The organism is Streptomyces sp. NPDC086554 (genome assembly GCF_040686095.1).
GTDB lineage: Bacteria > Actinomycetota > Actinomycetes > Streptomycetales > Streptomycetaceae > Streptomyces.
Map to the genome: position 1 here is coordinate 78,617 of NZ_JBFBJK010000019.1, position 18,093 is coordinate 96,709.

Genomic DNA, 18,093 nt, shown 5'->3' on the forward strand with positions numbered 1-18,093 from the left:
GCTCGGGCAAGGACCGAGCCCGACAGGGCAGCGTCGCAAGGAGTTGAAACGTGGACGCACCGGACGCGCAGGACACGGCCAAGAAGCGACTCGTTGGTGCTCGGCCCTCCCGGGACGGCGAAGTCCGAGCTGGCCCGGGAGCTCACGGGCCGGTTCGACGGCGCGTCCTGCTGGGAGATGTCCCGGCGAGCTGGAGCGGCTCGCGTTCGACCAGCGCGCCCGGCTCGCCGAGCGGCTGCGCACCGGCCGCCTCGCACAGTGGGCCGAACTGATCGGCCGCTTCCGGCAGATGGCAGGCGGTGAGCGCGCCCGCAAGGTGGAGAACGCGGCGGGGGAGCTGATCGGCGTCACGCTCGGCGACGACCTCTCCCGCGTCATCCCCTCCGAACTGGCCAACCTCGGCCTGCCCGAGCTGCGTGCTGTGTTCGCCGCGCGTTACGCCGCCGGGGAGCTGATGCTCTACGACAGCCAGGGAGAGCAGAGCACCGGCAAGGGCGCCGTCATCGCCTGCGTGGACATCTCGCACTCCATGTACGTGGAGGGGCCGGGCGGAGTCACCCGGGAGGCGTGGGCCAAGGCGTGCGCCCTGGCCCTCTTCCGCTTCCCGGCCGACCGGGCCGCAGGCATCGACCGGATCCTCGACTTCGCGGAGGCGTTCCTCGGCGGCGGCACCAGCTACCAGACGCCCCTGACGGCGGCCGCCGAGCTGCTGGGGGAGGAGTTCAACGACGCCGCCCGCACACGCGGCGACATCGTGCTGCTCACCGACGACGAATGCGGCGTCACCGAGGAGTGGATGCGCGGCTGGAACGAAGCCAAACACCTCCTGGGCTTCCGAGTGTTCGGCGTGGCCATCGGCGCCCCGCCCGCCGCCGAAGCGGGCTCGGTCCTTGACGCGCCGTGCGACAATCTCCGCTCCATCGAGGACCTCACCGACGTCCACGCCGCCGCCGGCCTCTTCCGCGTGATCTGACCTGTGCGACGCCGTCGGGTCAGCCGACCCCGTACGCCCTGGCGAGTACGGCGACCGTGTCAGCCATGGCCTGGCGCAGTTCCGCGGGCGCGACGACCTCGACGTCGACACCGAGCCGCAGCAGCTCACCGCACGCGTGCTCGGTGCTCTCGATCGGGATGACAGCCTCGACCCACCCGTCGTCGCCGACGGCGGTCGCGGTGGATTCGACCGCCCGGACCACCTCCGGGGGAAGGTTGTCCGGCAGATGTCGGCGTCCCCGCGCGGAGAGACGAATGGTGGCCGTGCCGGTGAAGCGGCGCTGCTGGAAGTCGTCCAGGTACGAGGTCCAGTACGCACCCAGGTCGAAGTCCGGTGGCCGGTCGAACCGTTCGTCGCTCGGCACCGCGTCCAGGACCTGGGTGACCCGGTAGGTCGCGACCCGGCTCTCCGTGGCGGCCACGAGGTACCAGACACCGGACTTGAGGACCAGACCGTAGGGGCGCAGGCGACGCTGCACCTCCTGCGGTGCGCGCCATCGGCGGTAACGCACGTCCACCACACGCCGGGTGAGCACCGCGTCGACGAACACGCTGAGATGCGGCGTCTGTTCGGGGTCCCGATACCAGGCCGGAGCGTCCAGATGGAACACCGCCGCGGTCCGCGCCGCCTCCTCGCGCAGCCCCGCCGGCAACGCGGCAAGCAGCTTCAGGCGCGCCGCGGTCACCTCGGCCGCCAGCCCCAAGTCGGCTGCGGGGCCCGGCAGTCCGGCGAACAACAGCGCCCGCGCCTCGCCCTGGCTCATCCCGGTCAGCCGGGTGCGATAGCCGTCGAGCAGCTGGTAGCCGCCCCCGCGGCCCGGCTCCGCGTACACCGGGACTCCGGCGGCCTGCAGCCGCACCACGTCACGGTAGGCGGTGCGCACGGACACGCCCAGCTCGTCCGCGATGCCTCGCGCGGACACGCGGCCGCGGGATTGCAGCAACAGCAGCACCGACAGCAATCGACCAGCAGACATGGGCGCATTCTCCCCGGAAACCCTGACAGCCCCTGACACACGGCCGCCGTAGCGTCAGCCGCGGAGCACCGAAGCCCCGTACAAGAGAACTGAACAGGAGCCTGCCGCGTGGCCAGCACTGAGACTTCCGGCCTTCCCGCCGTGATCGAGCTTCGCCAGTACACGCTGCGCCCCGGCCGGCGCGACGAACTCATCGAGCTGTTCGACCGGGAGTTCATCGAAACCCAGGAAGAGGCAGGGATGCGGGTGCTCGGCCAGTTCCGCGACCTCGACGACCCGGACCGCTTCGTCTGGCTGCGCGGATTCCGGGACATGACGACACGAGAGCACGCGCTGACGGCCTTCTACGACGGCCCCGTCTGGGCCAAACACGGCCCCCAGGCCAACGCCACCATGCTCGACTCCGACGACGTACTCCTCCTGCGTCCCCTGTCGGAAGAGAGCGGCTTCGCCGTCTCCCCATCCCGGCGGCCCCAGGTCGGTGCTCCGGCACCGGATCGCTTCGTGGCCGCCACGGTGTGGTCCTTCCCTCCCGGCCACCAGGACGGCATCGCGCTGATCCGGGACGAACTCCTCCCCGTGCTGCACAGGACGGGGACCGCGCCACTGGCCGCCCTCACCACCGAGGCGGCGCCCAACACGTTCCCCCGACTGCCCGTCCGCACCGGGGAGAACGTCGCCGTGGTCGTCACGGCCCACCCCGACGAGAGCACGTACCGAGCGCACCTGGCCGCTGTCCGGGCCGACCCCCTCGCACGGGACGAGATCTTGCCGAGCATCGAGCGGGAACAGACGACAGCGGCCAGGACCCTGCGGCTGGCGCCGACGGGCCGATCGGGCAGCTGATCGGGCGGCCATGTCACATTCCGCGGAGCCGTTCCGTCGGAAGGGTGTAAGCACCCGCAACGACACTGGAGCGCATCATGGAAGCCCGCCTGAACTTCTTCACCAGCCCGATCGCAGCCAAGTTCGGGAAGCACCTGGTCGCCGCCGGCAAGGTGCTCGCGGAGTCCACGCTGCCGGCCGCGACGCAGGAGCTGGTGAAGCTCCGCGCCAGCCAGATCAACGGCTGCGGTTTCTGCACCGACATGCACAGCAAGGACGCTGCCGCCGCCGGTGAGACATCGCTGCGCCTCAACATGGTCGCGGCCTGGCGCGAGGCGAAGGTCTTCACCGACGCCGAACGTGCCGCCCTGGAGCTGGCGGAGCAGGGCACCCGCATCGCGGACGCGGCAGGCGGGGTCACCGATGAGGCGTGGGCGAACGCCGCCAAGCACTACGACGAGGAGCAGTTGGCCGCCCTGGTGTCGACCATCGCGCTGATCAACGCCTTCAACCGAGGAAATGTGATCGTCCAGCAGCCCGCAGGCGACTACCAGCCCGGCCAGTTCGCATAGCCAGGCCGTGGTCAAACGGCGGCCCCTAGCCATGAAAGGCAGTGGTTGACTCGAGCGCGGCCCGCTCGGTGGCGACCCGGTTCACGCCAGGAGCAGCGTCTGCATGTAGGCGCCGACATCCGCGGCCAGCCGTGCCCCGCCATCCCCGGTGACGAAAAGGAACGCGGGCATGAGTTCCTTCTTGCCCGGTTCGGCGGTGCCGCGGCTGAGTAGCGCGGTGGTCGTCGGGGCGGTCGCCGGCGTGGTCGTGGCGTTGGTGAGCGACCTTCCCCCTGGGCGTGCTCGCCGGTATCGCCGTGTCGGAACTGGCCTTCGTCGTGGCGGGCTGGATGGTGCTGTGGCCGAAGGACGCCAAGACCACACGCGACAATGCCCGCCGCGAAGACTTTCGGCCCGTCATCGAGGAACTCGCGGCCATGCCGGGGCCGCTGTGGCGCTCGGTGGCGTGTTCATGTCCTGGGCGGCGCTCCATCTGATGTACGCCGCCCGTTACGCGTACATGTACTACACCACCTCGGGCGGGGATCGACTCCTCTTTCACAGCCTCGCCGAGGAACACCTGCCGCAGATCCAGAGCAAGCACCGGGTGCCGGCGCCCGCCCGCTCCCGCGGACGCGTCGACGCCCGACGCCGATCGCTGAGAGCCGCCCCTCCGCGCGAGAGGGTCACCCAGGCTGCGGCACCATCCGATGCAGGCCCTTACGGTCGTAATAGCGGGTCATGGCGAAGCCGAACGCGAGTGCGGCGACGAAGCCGACCGCGATCATGATCCAGCCCCGGGTGAGGCCGGCGTCCGCGCGGGCGTCGAAGTAGACGATCGCCCGGACGCCCGAGACAAGTTGGCGCATGGGCTCGAACGTGCCGAGGAAGCGATAGAAGCCCGGGGTGGCTTCCAGCGGGACGGTGGCGCCGGAGGACGGGAGAGCCAGCGCGATGAAGACGAACATGGCCACGAGCTGGCCGATGCTGCCGAAAGCGGCGTTGATCGCCTGAACCCCGAGGCCGACGGAGAGACTTGCGCAGCAGGAGAACAGCCACAGCAGCGCCGGGTGCGGCGCGTCCATGCCCAGGATCGAGACCGTGGCGACCATGAGAAGCATGGTTGTCAGGAGCGAAAGCCCCGCGGTCATGACCATCTTCAGGAGCAGCGTCTGGGTACGGTTGATGGGAACGGTGGGCTGCCGGGAGTGCCAGGGGCCGATCTCACTGTCCGCGTAACCGAGCGAGCTGTCCACGGTGTTGTGGATGAGGTTGGCGGCGAGGAACCCGGTAAGGACCAGCAGCAGCGTGTAGTAGAAGGCGCTCAGGCCCAGACCGGTGTGCGTACCGATCGGGTGGCCGACCTTGGTGCTCACCGCGACCGGGTCGGCGAGCAGCACACGCGTGGTGGAACTCGCCTTGGCCACTTCCGGTGACGACACCAGCTCCTTGCCGATGCCCACGGAAGCCTGGTGCGCCGCCCGTTGGGTGATCTGGCCGGCCAAGGACGAGCCGAGGCTGCCCATTCCGGGATTGGTCAGCGTCGTCAGGGTCGGCCGGGCGGTGGCTTTCCCGGAGGCCAGCGATCCCACGGCGGACGTGAAGCCGGAGGGGATTTCCAGGGCCCCGTAGACCTTGCCGGAGGCCAGCTCGTCCTGGGCCTGTGCGCGGCTGATCCTCCGCCAGTCGACTTCGCCGCGCGGAGTGGAGGAGACGATGCCGTCACTCACCTGGGAGCCGAGGTTCTCCTGCTGACCCGGCAGCGGATTGTCCGTATCCGAATTCACCAGGGCGATGGGCAGCCGGTCCAGATGGTCGGCAGGCGTGAGGATGCCGCCCATATAGAGGAGGGAAAGGGCCAGCGCGACCAGGCCGCTGAGCACACTCGGGACAATCCACAACTTCCAACGACGCAGCAGCCGCCCCGCTTTCACATCCTGTACGGAAGTGTCACGCGGCGGAATCCCGGTGGCCATACAACTCCATGAGCTATTCGACGGCTTCAGCCGTGCGTGGGCTATGGCAGCGGAATGTACTGACCGCCCCCTTTTGACTGCCCGACGACCATAGGGCGAAGAGGGAGAAAGGGGGCGCCACGACACTTGCTTCTTCCATAGGCGCCCGACATACCGAAGAACTCCGTGGGCAATATCGACAGGCCGATGCCGCGCAACTACGAGACACAGAGGCTGATCCCATGGGCTTACTGAAACCCCGGCTGGTGCCCGTCGACGCCGGCGCCTTCCGCTCCCTGCCGCGCCGTGAGCGCCTGGAGATCCTCACCCGGCACTGGGTCGAGCACGGCTTCGGCAGCCCCTACGGTGTGTTCCTGTTTTACCTGGTCAAGTGCGTGCTCTACGTCGGCGGAGCGGCCCTCGTGATCTCGCTGACGCCCGGCCTGGGAACCGTCCGTGACGTCGCCTCCTGGTGGTCCGAGCCGATCGTCTACCAGAAGCTGATCGTCTTCACCATCCTGTGGGAGATCGTCGGCCTTGGCTGCGGATCCGGCCCGCTCTCCTCCCGCTTCAACCCGCCGATCGGCTCCATCCTCTACTGGCTGCGGCCCGGCACCATCCGGCTGCCCCCGTGGCCGGACAAGGTGCCCCTGACCCGCGGCGACCGGCGTACGGTCGTCGACGTCCTGCTGTACGCCGCCGTACTCGCCTCGGGTGGCTGGCTGTTGAGCCGCCCCGGCGACGGCACCGGCATCGCGGACTTCGGCCACGTCGGCCTCATCGGCCCCCTTGCCGCCGTACCGCTCATAGCGAGCCTGGCGGTGCTCGGCCTGCGCGACAAGACCGTCTTCCTCGCGGCGCGCGCGGAACAGTACGGTCTCTCACTGCTGCTCTTCTTCTTCCCGTACAACGACCAGTTCATCGGCTTCGAGCTCGTCATGCTGGCGCTCTGGTGGGGCGCCGCGACCTCCAAGCTCAACCACCACTTCCCGTTCGTGGTGGCGACGATGATGAGCAACGCGCCCCTGATCCCCTCGGGCCGGCTCAAGCGGATCTTCTACCGCGACCACCCGGACGACCTGCGCCCCTCACGCCTGTCGTTCCTGCTCGCCCATGTCGGCACGGTCACCGAGTACGCCGTCCCGCTCTACCTGGTCTTCTTCGGCGACGGCGGCTGGTGGACCTGGGCGGCCCTGCTCTACATGGCCGTCTTCCACCTCCACATCCTCTCGACCATCCCGATGGGTGTGCCGCTGGAGTGGAACATCTTCTTCATCTTCTCGCTGTTCTACCTGTTCGGCGCCCACGGCGACCTCACCGTCCGGGACCTGGACTCGCCCTGGCTGCTCGCCGTGCTCCTGCCGAGCCTGGTGCTGCTGCCCGCCCTCGGCAACGTACGGCCCGACCTCGTCTCCTTCCTGCCCGCGATGCGCTACTACGCGGGCAACTGGGCCACCAGCGTCTGGGTGTTCACGGGTGACGCCGCGCAGCGCCTGGAGGCGGGCCTGACCACCGCGACCCGGCTCGCGTCCAACCAGCTGGCGGATCTCTACGACGCCGACACCGCCCTGCTCATGGCCGCCAAGGTGGAGGGCTGGAGGGCCATGCACTCCCACGGGCGCGCCCACAACGGACTCATCGCCCGCCTCACCGACGGCCAGGACGACGCCGTGGTGATCGACGGAGAGATCGTCGCAGGCTTCGCGATCGGCTGGAACTTCGGCGAGGGCCACCTCCACGACGACCAACTGCTGCGTGCCGTCCAGGCCCGCTGTGGCTTCGCACCCGGCGAGGTCCGGGTGATCTGCCTGGAAGGCCAGCCCATTCACCGGCAGACTCAGGACTATGAGATCCACGACGCAGCCCTTGGCCTCCTCGAGCGGGGCCACGTCAAGGTGCGGGACATGCTGACCCGCCAGCCCTGGCCGACCGACGGTCCTGACTACCCCGTCCACGACGTGGAGTCGCTGCATCCGTTGCGGCCCGTGCCGGACACCGGGTCATGACCTCCGCCGTCGTGATCGGCGGCGGGCCGAACGGGCTCGCCGCCGCGGCGCTCCTCGCCAAGGCAGGGCTTGACGTCACACTCCTCGAAGCCGCCCACGAGGTCGGCGGCGGCACCCGCAGCCACGAGGCCATCGTGCCCGGACTGCTGCACGACCACTGCTCGGCCATCCACCCCACGGCCGTCGCCTCACCGGCGCTGCGCGCGCTGGGCCTCGAACAGCACGGGCTGCGCTGGCGCTCGGCCGACATCGACTGCGTCCACCCGCTGGACGACGACACGGCCGGCGTGCTGCTGCGCTCCCTGGAGGAGACCAGCCGCATGCTCGGCGCGGACGGCGACCGCTACCGGGCGCTTCTCGCGCCTTCGGTGCGCGACTGGGACGCGCTCGCCCCGGACGTGTTGGGCCCCCTGCTGCGCGTCCCGACGCATCCGCTGCTGCTCGCGCGCTTCGGCCTGCCGACCGCCCTGCCCGTGACCGCCCTCGCACGCCTCTTCAGAACCCCTCAGGCGCAGGCCCTGTGGGCCGGTGTCGCGGCCCACAACTTCCGCCCGCTGTCCCGTCCCTTCACCTCCGCGATCCCGCTCGGCATCCTCGCCGCCGGCCACGCGGCCGGATGGGTCGTCGCCGAAGGCGGTTCGCAGTCCATCGCCCGCAGCATGGAGCGTGTGCTGCGGGCGCACGGCGGCACGATCGAGACCGGCGTGCGGGTCACGGACCGCGCACAGATCCCGCCCGCCGACGTGACCCTCCTCGACCTCGACCCGGCCCAAGTCGCCGCCCTCTACGGCGAGTTGCTGCCGACCCGCGTGCGGACGGCCTACGAGCGCTTCCGCCGCGGACCCGGCGCCTTCAAGCTCGATCTGGCCGTCGAGGGCGGCGTGCCGTGGACGAACGAGCACGCACGCCGCGCCGTCACCGTGCACCTCGGCGGCCCGCTCGCCGAAGTGGCGCACACGGAGCGGGAAGTGACCCGTGGCCGGATGCCCGGGCGCCCTTTCGTCCTGGTCGGCCAGCAGTACCTGGCCGACCCGTCGAGATCGGCCGGTGACGTCCACCCCGTGTGGACGTACGCCCATGTCCCGTACGGCTACGACGGAGACGCCACCGAGGCGATCCTCCATCAGCTGGAGCGCTTCGCCCCCGGGGTACGCGAACGCATCGTGGGCCGCCAGGTCACCCGGCCCGCCGATTTCGCCGCCGCCAACCCCAACTTCCGCGGCGGCGACGTCATCACCGGGGCCAGGACCGTCCCGCAGCTCCTCCTCGGCCCGCGCCCCGCACTCGACCCGTACGCCACCGGCCTGCCCGGGGTGTTCCTGTGCTCGGCGGCCACCCCACCCGGCCCCGGAGCGCACGGCATGTGCGGCGCCGGGGCGGTGGCATCGGCCCTGCGCCATCTCGGCGTCCGTTCTGCCTGACGCACTGTCACTGACCGTGCGGGCGGCGGGCGTTCACTGGGGCCCGACCAGCGGATTGCCCAGCGCGCGCTGCTGGTCGAGCAGGTCGAACGGCGCGTCCACGCCACCGGAGATCAGGGCCGCCCGGTGGCGGCGGCCTTGCGCACATCGTGCAGCTCGACAGCCCGGCGGCCGGTCCGCCAGTAGCAACGCGCAGGCGTCGACGAGGTGTTCGCAGGTGTCCAGGGTGATCAGCAGCTGGCGATCGGCCACGTACTCGACGAGCTCGGCGATCCGCGACTTGCCGGCCTGAGTCGGCAGCCGGGTCTGCCCCAATAGTCCGCGCACCTCGGCCAGTTCGCCGACGCGCCACCGCTGGAAATCGTCCGCTCCGCGAGGCTTCCGGCGTCATGTGATGTGTGAAATGGTACTGCCTACCGCGCGGGCGTGCTCACGACAAATGTGCCCGCGACAGGCAACGAAACCCCCACAGGAGAACCGCAATGAGCCGGAACGATCGAAGAAGCTCGTTACGTGCACGCGTCGTCCGAGCGGCCGGAGCCGGAGCCCTGGCCCTCGCGCTTGGCATCGGCGCCGGCCCCCTCGGCGGCGGGACGGCCCATGCGGAGCCGGCCGGCAAGGGAACCGGACCGCAGCCTGCCGTCGCGGCGGCGGAGGCCGAGCATGTGCGGGACGGGCGGCTCGCGGTCGACGACCGTGCACCGCTGTCCGCCTCCCAGGACGCGCTGCGGCAGGACTACGACACCCCGGCGAAAGACCCCTCGCACAAGCGGCCCTCGATGCTGGCGGCCAAGAAGAAGGGGAAGGCCAAGCCGGCGTGTTCGCCGGGCGACTTCGCCCAGACCGGGGACGCGCTGGTCCGGCAGATCACGTCGTCCACGACCGACTGCATCAACACCCTGTTCAGCCTCACCGGCGCGGACGCGGGCGGCGCGTTCCGCGAGGCGCAGATGGTCACCGTCGCCAACGCGCTGCGCAACGGCTCCGCCGCATACCCCGGCGACGGCACCACCGGCATGCCGCAGATCGTGCTGTTCCTGCGGGCCGGCTACTTCGTGCACTGGTACCACGAGCCGGATGTGGGCGAGTACGGGCCCGAGCTGAAGTCCGCGATCCAGGGCGGCCTCGACGCGTTCTTCGCCTCCGAACACTCCGACGACGTGACGGACGCCAACGGCGAGACCCTCGCGGAGGCGATCACCCTCATCGACAGCGCGGGGGAGAACGCCCGCTACCTGAATGTCGTCCAGCGGATGCTGCAGGGCTACGACAGCTCGTACAACGACAAGTGGTGGATGCTCAACGCCGTCAACAACGTGTACACGGTGCTGTGGCGCGGACATCAGGTGCCGGAGTTCGTCCAGGCCGTCCAGAACGACCCGGGCGTCATCGACACCCTGCACCGCTTCGCCAAGGACCATCTCGACCTGCTCGGCGGTGAACAGTCCTATCTCACCGCCAACGCGGGCCGCGAGATGGGCCGGTTCGTCCAGCACGCCGGGCTGCGGGACAAGACACGCCCGCTGATGAAGGACCTGCTCGGCGTCAGCGAGATGACCGGCAGGACGGCCCGACTCTGGGTCGGCGTGGCGGAGATGGCCGACGGATACGACAAGGACAACTGCGCGTACTACGGCGTCTGCGACCTCCAGGAGCGCCTGAAGGCAGCAGTCCTCCAGGACAAGAACACGTGCAGCGACAGCATCGGCATCGCCGCCCAGGACATGGACGCGAGCAACTTCTCGTACACCTGCAAGAGCCTCAACGGCCAGGACGCGTACTTCCACCAAGTGGCCAAGGACAGCGGCCCGGTGAAGGACGACAAGAACACCAGGATCGAGGTCGTGGTCTTCGACTCCCGCGCCGAGTACCAGACCTATGCCGGCGTGATCTACGGCATCGACACCAACAACGGCGGCATGTACCTGGAGGGCGACCCGTCGGCGGACGGCAACCTGCCCCGCTTCATCGCCTACGAAGCGGACTGGCTGCGGCCCGACTTCCAGATCTGGAACCTGAACCACGAGTACACCCACTACCTCGACGGTCGCTTCAACATGTACGGCGACTTCGAGGCCGGGGTCTCGACCCCGACGGTCTGGTGGATCGAGGGCTTCGCCGAGTACGTCTCCTACTCGTACCGCGAGCTGCGGTACGACGAGGCGATCAAGGAGGCGGGGAAGAAGACGTACCCCCTCAGCCAACTCTTCGACACCACCTACGAGAACACCGACACCACCCGCACCTACCGCTGGGGCTACCTGGCCGCCCGCTACATGCTGGAGAAGCATCCGGACGACGTGGCCACCGTCCTCGGCTCCTACCGCACCGGCGACTGGGCCAGTGCCCGCACGCACCTGAAGCAGAACATCGGCTCGCGCTACGACCAGGACTGGTACACCTGGCTCGACGCCTGCGCGGGCGGCTCCTGCTGATCGGCTGATCCCTGCCCACGGGGGCGGCGGCCGGGCACACATGTGTCCGGCCGCCGGCGCATGGGGAACAATCGTGCGCGGTGCCGACGCCCCTCATCTGGGCTGGGGCGTATGCGGGCGCGTTTGGCCTGGTGAGCCTGTTCGACCTGCTCGGCGTGCTCGATCGCACGGGGTTCGCGCTCGCTGCCCTGTCGCTGCTCGCCGCCGTGCTCGGGGTGCGGAGCCGTCTCGCCGCGGCGCCCGGAACGGCTCTGCTGTGCTGGGCCCTCCTGAACATCTTCGCGGCCGCCCCCGCTGGAGAGATCTCCTGGGCCGGGCACCGCGACCCCGAATGGATGGCCTGCCTGCTGGCCGCGACGCTCCTCGGCGCCGCGACGGGCCGCGTCCTGCACGCCCGCGCCGCCTACCGTCGCATCACCCCGCGCGACGGCACCGGCTGACCGGCTCGTGTGCCCTGCCCGCGCTCTGTTCCCCCTTCCACGGGAATCTCCGTCGGCCGACGTGAGTTGCTGACTTTTGCAACGACTTCAACGGGATGGACCGCGTCCACCACAGGGAGGGGACAGGAACCGATGAGCCTTCGTCAGTACGAGTACGCCCTTGCCGTTGCCGAGGAGGGCTCGGTGACGGCGGCGGCGGAGCTGCTGCACGTCGCTCAGCCGTCGCTGTCCCAGCAGATCCGCGCCCTGGAGCGGGAACTCGGCGTGGAACTGTTCGCCCGTACGCCGACCGGCCTCGTGCCCACCGTGGTCGGCCGCGCGTTCCTGCGCGAGGCGGAGGTCGCGGTGAGCGCGTCGCGGCGGGCGAGGGCGACTGCGCGGGCCGGTGCCGACGAGCTGGTGGGCGAGCTGGTGGTCGCGGTGCAGATGGGCTTCGGCACGCGGCAGTTGCCGGGCGCCCTCGCCGCGCTGCGCCGCCGCTTCCCACGCCTTGAGGTCACCGTCTTCGAGGAGCCGAGCTCCGCCGAGCTGGAGCGGCTGTGCCGCCGGGGCGTGCTGAACCTCGCCCTGATGGCGGCGTGCGAGCGGACCCCCGCCGACGCCCACCACCTCGGCGACGAGGAGTTCGTCGTGGTGTTGGGCGCCGGGCACCGGCAGCTCGCCGCGGACCGGGTCGAGATGCGCGAACTGGAGGGCGAGCCGTGGGTGAGGTTCGACCGCGACAGCGCGCTCGACGGCGTACTGCTGAGCGTGCTGCGGGACAACGATCTGACCCCGACCACGGCCGCCCGCGTCTCCCAGACGGCGACGGCCGCGCGCTGGGCCGCCCACGGCCTTGGGGTCACACTCGTCCCGGCCTCCGCGGTGCCCCACGGTCACGAGCACCTCGTTCGCCCGGTGTTCCCGGTCGTTTCCCAGCCCGTCATCGCCGTGCTCCGGCCCGGGGCGGGCCCGGCGGAGAGCGCCCTGCTCGAATTCCTCCGTAAGGAGACATGGTCCGAGTCCGCTTTCCTCTCGCAGGTTTCCTGACGGCGTCAGCCCCTGGGGAATTCGCCGCCGTCCACGATGAGATTGCTCCCGGTCAGCCAGCTCGTCCGGTCGGAGACCAGGAACAGCACCGCGTGGGCGATGTCGTCGGGCCGGCCGTCGCGCCCCAGCGGCGTGGTGTCGTTGGCGTTGACCTGGCCCGGGGTCGCGTTCAGGTGCGCCCACTGTTCCCGTGTCTCTTCGCCACCAGGGGTGGCGGTTCGCCCGGGAGACACGGTGTTGACCCGGATTCCGAACGGAGCCAACTCCGAGGCCAGCCCCCGGCTGTAGTTCTCCAGCGCCGCCTTCGCCGCCGTGTAGTGCAGGAACGGCCCTACGGGGGTGAGGACCGCGGCCGATGAGACGTGCACGATCATCCCCGAACGCCGTTCCCGCATCCCCGGTACCAGCAGCGAGTCAAGCCGTACCGACGCCAGGTAGTTCAGGTCCAGCGCCTCCTGCCACTCCTCGTCGGGAATGGCCGAAGCACCCGTGTACGGTCGAGCCCCGCCCGCGTTGTGGACCACGATGTCCACCCCGCCGAGCCTCTCCTGCGCCGCCGTGGCGAGCGCCTCCGAGCCGGCCCGTGTCCGTGCGTCGGCCTCCATGAAGGTGGCTCCCTCCGGCACCGTGCTCGTCGCCGACCTGGCGGTCGTGAGCACCTCGGCGCCCGCGTCCAGGAGTTGGCGCACGACGGCCGCGCCGATTCCGCGAGAACCACCCGTGACCAGGGCGCGCTTTCCCGCGAGTTCTCGCGTTCCCGATCCGTTCTCGATCGTGGTCATGCCACCGGTCCTCTCGATTGCGTAATTGCCCGCTCGACAGAAGAAGGATCGAGCTGAATCACGGTACGTACGGGAAAGAATGAGAGGCAAAGACGAAATCTCAGCAGGCGCCATAGGGAATACCTATGGCACGCGGAACGGATCTTCACTCCACTGGCGGCATCCCACTGTCGCAGGGATAGGGGCGGGCAGAGGCTGGATGCCATGAACATCCCACTCAAAGCCGCTTTCATCTCCGGCGTCCTGGCCATCACCTCTCTCGGCGCGGCAGGTGCGGCCCATGCCGAAGGACCCCCGAAAATCACCACCACCGTCGCTCCTGCCGCCACCCCCACCAACAACATCCTCTGTGACCTCCTCGGAGGTCTCCTCGGAGGTCTCCTCGGCCAGGTTTGCAGCGACAGCTCCCAAACTGTCAAAGTCTCGATCGCTGACGACGGCTTTACCACCGCCGAAATCCCGAGGGCTGACATCCAAATTGGCACGCCCTGGCAGTGGTAGCCATGGACGCGGAAGGCGCGGAACGGATCACCACTCCGTTCCGCGCCCCGCTCACCGCAGCCGCAGGCCCCTCGGCCCGGCGGCGGAGACCCGGGCCCCTCAGCCCCGGTCGTAGGTGTGGAACCCGCGGCCGCTCTTGCGGCCGAGCAGCCCCGCCTCCACCATCCGCTGGAGCAGCGGCGGCGGTGCGTACAGGGGTTCCTTGAACTCTTCGTACAGAGACGCCGCGATGGCGGCAAGCGTGTCCAGGCCGATCAGGTCCGCCAGTTTCAGCGGGCCCATCGGGTGCGCGCAGCCCAGCTCCATGCCCGCGTCCACGTCGGCGGCCGTCGCGAAGCCGGACTCCGTCATCCGGATCGCAGAGAGGAGGTAGGGGACGAGGAGCGCGTTGACGACGAAGCCCGCTCTGTCCTGGGATCGGACGACCGTCTTGCCCAGGGTGTGCGTGGCGAAGTCCCGTACCGCCGCCACTGTTTGAGCTGATGTGTGCAGTGAGGAGACCACCTCGACCAGGGGCAGAACGGGGACCGGGTTGAAGAAGTGCAGCCCGACGACACGGTCGGCGCGCCCGGTGGCCATGCCCAGGCGCATGACCGGGATGGAGGAGGTGTTGGTGGCGAGGATCGCCTCCGGGGCCTCGACGACCTTGTCCAGGGCGGCGAAGATCTCCGTCTTCGCCGAGGCGTCCTCGACGACGGCCTCGATGACGAGCTGACGGTCCGCCAGATCATCGAGGCTGCCGGAGAAGACCATCCGGGCCAGGGCGTCCTCGGCGCTCAAGCGGTCCAACTTGCCACGTTGGACGGCGCGTTCGAGTGAGACGGCCACTCGCTCGCGCGCGGCGCGGGCCGCCACCGCGTCGGCCTCGCAGACCACGGTGTCCAGGCCGGCGCGGGCGCACACCTCGGCGATCCCGGCGCCCATCTGGCCCGCGCCCACGACCCCGACCCGTCGGATGGCTGTGCTCATGACTGTCCCTCCGGGCGGTGAGTGAGGTGGCGGGTGTAGGCGTCAACGGTGAAGAAGGCGGGCAACTCCCTTGCCAGAGCGGTCCGTTCGAAGATGCCACGGACTGCTCCGACAGGGGCCCACGGGTACTCCGCGCCCAGTGCGGCGAGTTCGGCCTCCAGCAGCTCCACGACCGTCGCGCGGTCGACGACCCGGTGGCGCAGCCACTGCCAGATCTGCACCCGGGCGATCTCGGCCGTGGCGGCGTCCTCCATCAGCCCGTCCAGGGCGACCGCCCCCCGTCCGTTCAGCCATGCCGCGAAGTAGCGCAGGGCGACCGCGATGTTGAGGCGTACGCCTTCCGGTGTGGGTGGCCCACTGACGCGGCGCACGGACAGCAACTGTGCCGCCGTCACCTCGACATCGTTGCGGGTGCGGTCGATCTGATGCGGGCGGGTGCCGAGCACCCCGTCGAACACCTCGCGGCAGACGGGCACGAGCGCGGGGTGGGCGACCCAGGAGCCGTCGAAGCCGTCCTCGGCCTCACGTTCCTTGTCGAGCCGCACCGTGGCCAGGGTCGCCCGGCGGGCATCCGGGTCCTTGCCGGGTACGTGGGCGGACATGCCGCCGATGGCGTGCGCGCCCCGCTTGTGGCAGGTGCGCACCAGGAGTTCGGTGTAGGCGCGCATGAAGGGGGCGGTCATGGTGACCTTCGCCCGGTCGGGCAGGAGGAAGTCGGTGCGGTGCCCGAAGGTCTTGATGAGGCTGAAGAGATAGTCCCAGCGGCCCGCGTTGAGGCCGGAGCTGTGCTCGCGGAGCTCGTAGAGAATCTCCTCCATCTGGACGGCCGCCGTGATGGTCTCGATCAGGACGGTGGCCCGGATCGTGCCGCGGGGAATGCCGAGGAGGTCCTGGGCGAGGATGAACACGTCGTTCCACAGCCGTGCCTCGTCCCGGCTCTCCAGCTTCGGCAGATAGAAGTAAGGACCGTGTCCGGCGTCGATCTGCCGCTGGGCACAGTGGAAGAAGTAGAGGCCGAAGTCGACGAGGGAAGCGGGCGTCGGGCGGCCGCCGAACTCCAGGTGCTCCTCCGTCAGATGCCAGCCCCGAGGGCGTACGACGATGGTCGCGACCTGCTCGCCGAGCCGGTACTCCTTGCCCTCCGGCGTCCTGAAGTCGATCCTGCGCTCGATGGCGTCCAGCAGGTTCAGCTGACCGCCGATGATGTTGTCCCAGGTGGGCGCGGTGGCGTCCTCGAAGTCCGCCATCCACACCTGCGCACCGGAGTTGAGGGCGTTGACCGCGATCCTGCGCTCCGGCGGCCCGGTGATCTCCACCCGGCGGTCGGTCAGGCCGGGAGCCGGCGGTGCCACCTGCCAGGAGTCGTCCGCGCGTACGCGGGCCGTGGCGATGGAGAAGTCGAGCGGGGAGCCGGAGGCGAGCCTGGCCGCCACCCGCGTCCGCTCCTTGAGGAGGTCGAGGCGGCGGTCCGCGAAGGCGTCGACGAGACGGCCCACGAAATCCAGGGCCTCGGGAGTGAGGATCTCGTCGTGCCGGTGTCCCGGTACCGGGAGGACCTCAGCACGGCTGGTCGGAGCGGCGATGGACATGCGGGTCTCCTCAGGGAGCGATGGTCGAATAGGGCCCCGCTGCCGGGGCCCGACGGTGGCCTAGTGGAACTGCTCTTCTTCGGTGGAGCCGGCGAGGGCGGTCGTCGATGAGGCGGGGTTGACGGCGGTGGAGACCAGGTCGAAGTAGCCGGTGCCGACTTCGCGTTGGTGCTTGACCGCCGTGAACCCGTGCTCCTGGGAGGCGAACTCCCGCTCCTGGAGGTCGACATAGGCGGTCATGCCCGACTCGGCGTAGCCGCGGGCCAGGTCGAACATGCCGTGGTTGAGGGAGTGGAAACCGGCCAGCGTGATGAACTGGAAGCGGTAGCCCATCGCGCCCAGCTCCCGCTGGAACTTGGCGATCTGGTCGTCGTCCAGGGCCGCCTTCCAGTTGAAGGACGGCGAGCAGTTGTAGGCCAGCATCTGGTCGGGGTACTGGGCGTGGATCGCCTCGGCGAACTCCCGTGCCTGGCCCAGGTCGGGGGTGCCGGTCTCCATCCACAGCAGGTCGGCGTAGGGGGCGTAGGCCAGGCCGCGGGCGATCGCTGATCCCATGCCGTTCTGTACGCGGTAGAAGCCCTCGGCGGTGCGTTCGCCGGTCACGAACCGGGCGTCGCGCTCGTCGACATCGCTGGTCAGCAGGTTCGCGGCGAGCGCGTCCGTGCGGGCCACGATCAGTGTGGGGACGTCGGCGATGTCCGCGGCCAGGCGGGCCGCGTTGAGGGTGCGCACGTGCTGGGCGGTCGGCACCAGGACCTTGCCGCCCAGGTGGCCGCACTTCTTCTCCGAGGCCAGCTGGTCCTCGTAGTGGATACCTGCCGCGCCTGCCTCGATCATCGCCTTGGTCAGCTCGAAGGCGTTCAGCGGGCCGCCGAAGCCGGCCTCCGCGTCGGCCACGATCGGGGCCAGCCAGTCCACCGAGGAGTCGCCCTCGGAGGTGGCGATCTGGTCGGCGCGCAGCAGCGCGTTGTTGATCCGACGGACCACCTGGGGAACGGAGTTGGCCGGGTAGAGCGACTGGTCGGGGTAGGTGTGCCCGGCCTGGTTGGCATCGGCCGCCACCTGCCAGCCCGACAGGTAGACGGCCTGCAGCCCGGCCTTCACCTGCTGCACCGCCTGCCCGCCGGTCAGCGCGCCCAGCGCGTGCACGTAGTCCCGGTCGTGCAGCTGGCGCCACAGCCGCTCGGCCCCGCGCCGGGCCAGGGTGTGCTCCTCACGGACGCTGCCGGAAAGCTTGACCACGTCCTCGGCGGTATAGGTGCGCTCGATCCCCTTCCAGCGGGCCTCGGTCGCCCACCGCTGCGCCAGCTCCTCGGCCGTCGCCGTCGTCGTCCCTGCCTGTGCCATGACCGTCTCCCGGATAATCGTGAACCATGCCAATGCCTGGCACGAAGTGCCTTGCAAATATGGGGTGCGGCCCGTGGAATCCGTGGGTGAGTAATCGGAGCAACGTCGGCGGGCCGCAGTACGACTCTGGCAGCGGCACTCAGTGCCAACAAGCGTGGACGGCTGCCAACTTCTGCGCATCTTTCCCCGCGCTTTTGCCAACTCTGTTAATGCCACTGGGCCCGTTCTCGTGGCTACCATCGCGAGCAGTGCCGACGATCGCGAACGGATCAG

General features: G+C 69.8%; 14 protein-coding genes and 4 pseudogenes. 11 read left to right on the forward strand and 7 right to left on the reverse strand.

Going from position 1 to position 18,093, the window contains the following annotated elements:
- Positions 1-90 precede the first annotated feature (90 nt).
- Positions 91-180: pseudogene (locus AB0O76_RS28790) on the forward strand (AAA family ATPase); the annotation flags it as partial.
- 4 nt (positions 181-184) lie between these two features.
- A pseudogene (locus tag AB0O76_RS28795) lies at positions 185-973 on the forward strand (hypothetical protein); the annotation flags it as partial.
- Between the two features lie 19 nt (positions 974-992).
- Here AB0O76_RS28795 and AB0O76_RS28800 read toward each other — a convergent pair.
- Positions 993-1,970 (reverse strand): WYL domain-containing protein, encoded by a 978-nt coding sequence (locus tag AB0O76_RS28800; RefSeq protein ID WP_365496866.1) that lies wholly within the window; start codon positions 1,968-1,970, stop codon positions 993-995.
- Between the two features lie 108 nt (positions 1,971-2,078).
- On the opposite strand from AB0O76_RS28800, the gene AB0O76_RS28805 reads away from it, so the two are divergent.
- From AB0O76_RS28805 to AB0O76_RS28815, 3 genes and pseudogenes are all read left to right on the forward strand, one after another.
- Entirely contained in the window at positions 2,079-2,816 is a 738-nt protein-coding gene (locus AB0O76_RS28805; protein ID WP_365496868.1) for an NIPSNAP family protein, read from the forward strand.
- Between the two features lie 77 nt (positions 2,817-2,893).
- Positions 2,894-3,367, forward strand: a complete 474-nt coding sequence (locus AB0O76_RS28810; protein WP_365496870.1) for a carboxymuconolactone decarboxylase family protein — start codon at positions 2,894-2,896, stop codon at positions 3,365-3,367.
- A gap of 169 nt (positions 3,368-3,536) precedes the next feature.
- Positions 3,537-3,890: pseudogene (locus AB0O76_RS28815) on the forward strand (DUF1345 domain-containing protein); the annotation flags it as partial.
- A 142-nt stretch (positions 3,891-4,032) separates the two neighbouring features.
- Here AB0O76_RS28815 and AB0O76_RS28820 read toward each other — a convergent pair.
- Entirely contained in the window at positions 4,033-5,322 is a 1,290-nt protein-coding gene (locus AB0O76_RS28820) for a DUF3533 domain-containing protein (protein ID WP_365496872.1), read from the reverse strand.
- Positions 5,323-5,543: 221 nt separating this feature from the next.
- Between AB0O76_RS28820 and AB0O76_RS28825 the strand changes: the two genes are divergently transcribed.
- Together AB0O76_RS28825 and AB0O76_RS28830 are read left to right on the forward strand one after the other, a co-directional pair.
- A complete protein-coding gene (locus AB0O76_RS28825) occupies positions 5,544-7,307 on the forward strand; it encodes a DUF3556 domain-containing protein (RefSeq protein WP_365496874.1) in 1,764 nt (587 codons plus the stop codon).
- On the forward strand, positions 7,304-8,728 hold the full coding sequence (locus AB0O76_RS28830) for an NAD(P)/FAD-dependent oxidoreductase (protein ID WP_365496876.1): 1,425 nt from the start codon (positions 7,304-7,306) through the stop codon (positions 8,726-8,728). Before AB0O76_RS28825 ends, AB0O76_RS28830 begins: the two co-directional genes overlap by 4 nt.
- 33 nt (positions 8,729-8,761) lie before the next feature.
- Here the strand turns inward: AB0O76_RS28830 and AB0O76_RS28835 are convergent, their stop codons facing one another.
- The gene (locus tag AB0O76_RS28835; protein WP_365496878.1) at positions 8,762-9,055 is read right to left on the reverse strand and encodes a hypothetical protein; all 294 of its coding nucleotides are present in this window, start codon (positions 9,053-9,055) and stop codon (positions 8,762-8,764) included.
- Positions 9,056-9,210: 155 nt separating this feature from the next.
- Here AB0O76_RS28835 and AB0O76_RS28840 point away from each other — a divergent pair.
- From AB0O76_RS28840 to AB0O76_RS28850, 3 genes and pseudogenes are all read left to right on the forward strand, one after another.
- Positions 9,211-11,160 (forward strand): annotated as a pseudogene (locus tag AB0O76_RS28840) (collagenase); the annotation flags it as partial.
- Positions 11,161-11,243: 83 nt separating this feature from the next.
- Positions 11,244-11,603: a hypothetical protein gene (locus tag AB0O76_RS28845; protein WP_365496880.1), complete on the forward strand. Its 360-nt coding sequence runs from the start codon at positions 11,244-11,246 to the stop codon at positions 11,601-11,603.
- 132 nt (positions 11,604-11,735) lie between these two features.
- Positions 11,736-12,632, forward strand: a complete 897-nt coding sequence (locus AB0O76_RS28850) for a LysR family transcriptional regulator (RefSeq protein WP_365496882.1) — start codon at positions 11,736-11,738, stop codon at positions 12,630-12,632.
- A gap of 5 nt (positions 12,633-12,637) precedes the next feature.
- On the opposite strand, the gene AB0O76_RS28855 is transcribed toward AB0O76_RS28850, so the two are convergent.
- Positions 12,638-13,414, reverse strand: coding sequence for an SDR family oxidoreductase (locus tag AB0O76_RS28855; RefSeq protein WP_365496884.1), 777 nt, complete (start codon positions 13,412-13,414; stop codon positions 12,638-12,640).
- Between the two features lie 204 nt (positions 13,415-13,618).
- Here AB0O76_RS28855 and AB0O76_RS28860 point away from each other — a divergent pair, with 204 nt between their 5' ends.
- Positions 13,619-13,915, forward strand: coding sequence for a hypothetical protein (locus tag AB0O76_RS28860; RefSeq protein WP_365496886.1), 297 nt, complete (start codon positions 13,619-13,621; stop codon positions 13,913-13,915).
- Between the two features lie 99 nt (positions 13,916-14,014).
- Here the strand turns inward: AB0O76_RS28860 and AB0O76_RS28865 are convergent, their stop codons facing one another.
- Genes AB0O76_RS28865 through aceA form a run of 3 tightly spaced genes read right to left on the reverse strand, consistent with a single transcriptional unit; the run spans position 14,015 to position 17,820 of the window.
- Positions 14,015-14,884 (reverse strand): 3-hydroxybutyryl-CoA dehydrogenase, encoded by an 870-nt coding sequence (locus tag AB0O76_RS28865; protein WP_365496888.1) that lies wholly within the window; start codon positions 14,882-14,884, stop codon positions 14,015-14,017.
- Entirely contained in the window at positions 14,881-16,473 is a 1,593-nt protein-coding gene (gene aceB / locus AB0O76_RS28870) for a malate synthase A (RefSeq protein ID WP_365496890.1), read from the reverse strand. The genes AB0O76_RS28865 and aceB overlap by 4 nt, the downstream gene beginning before the upstream one ends.
- Positions 16,474-16,533: 60 nt before the next feature.
- On the reverse strand, positions 16,534-17,820 hold the full coding sequence (gene aceA, locus AB0O76_RS28875; protein ID WP_365496892.1) for an isocitrate lyase: 1,287 nt from the start codon (positions 17,818-17,820) through the stop codon (positions 16,534-16,536).
- Between the last annotated feature and the right edge of the window lie 273 nt (positions 17,821-18,093).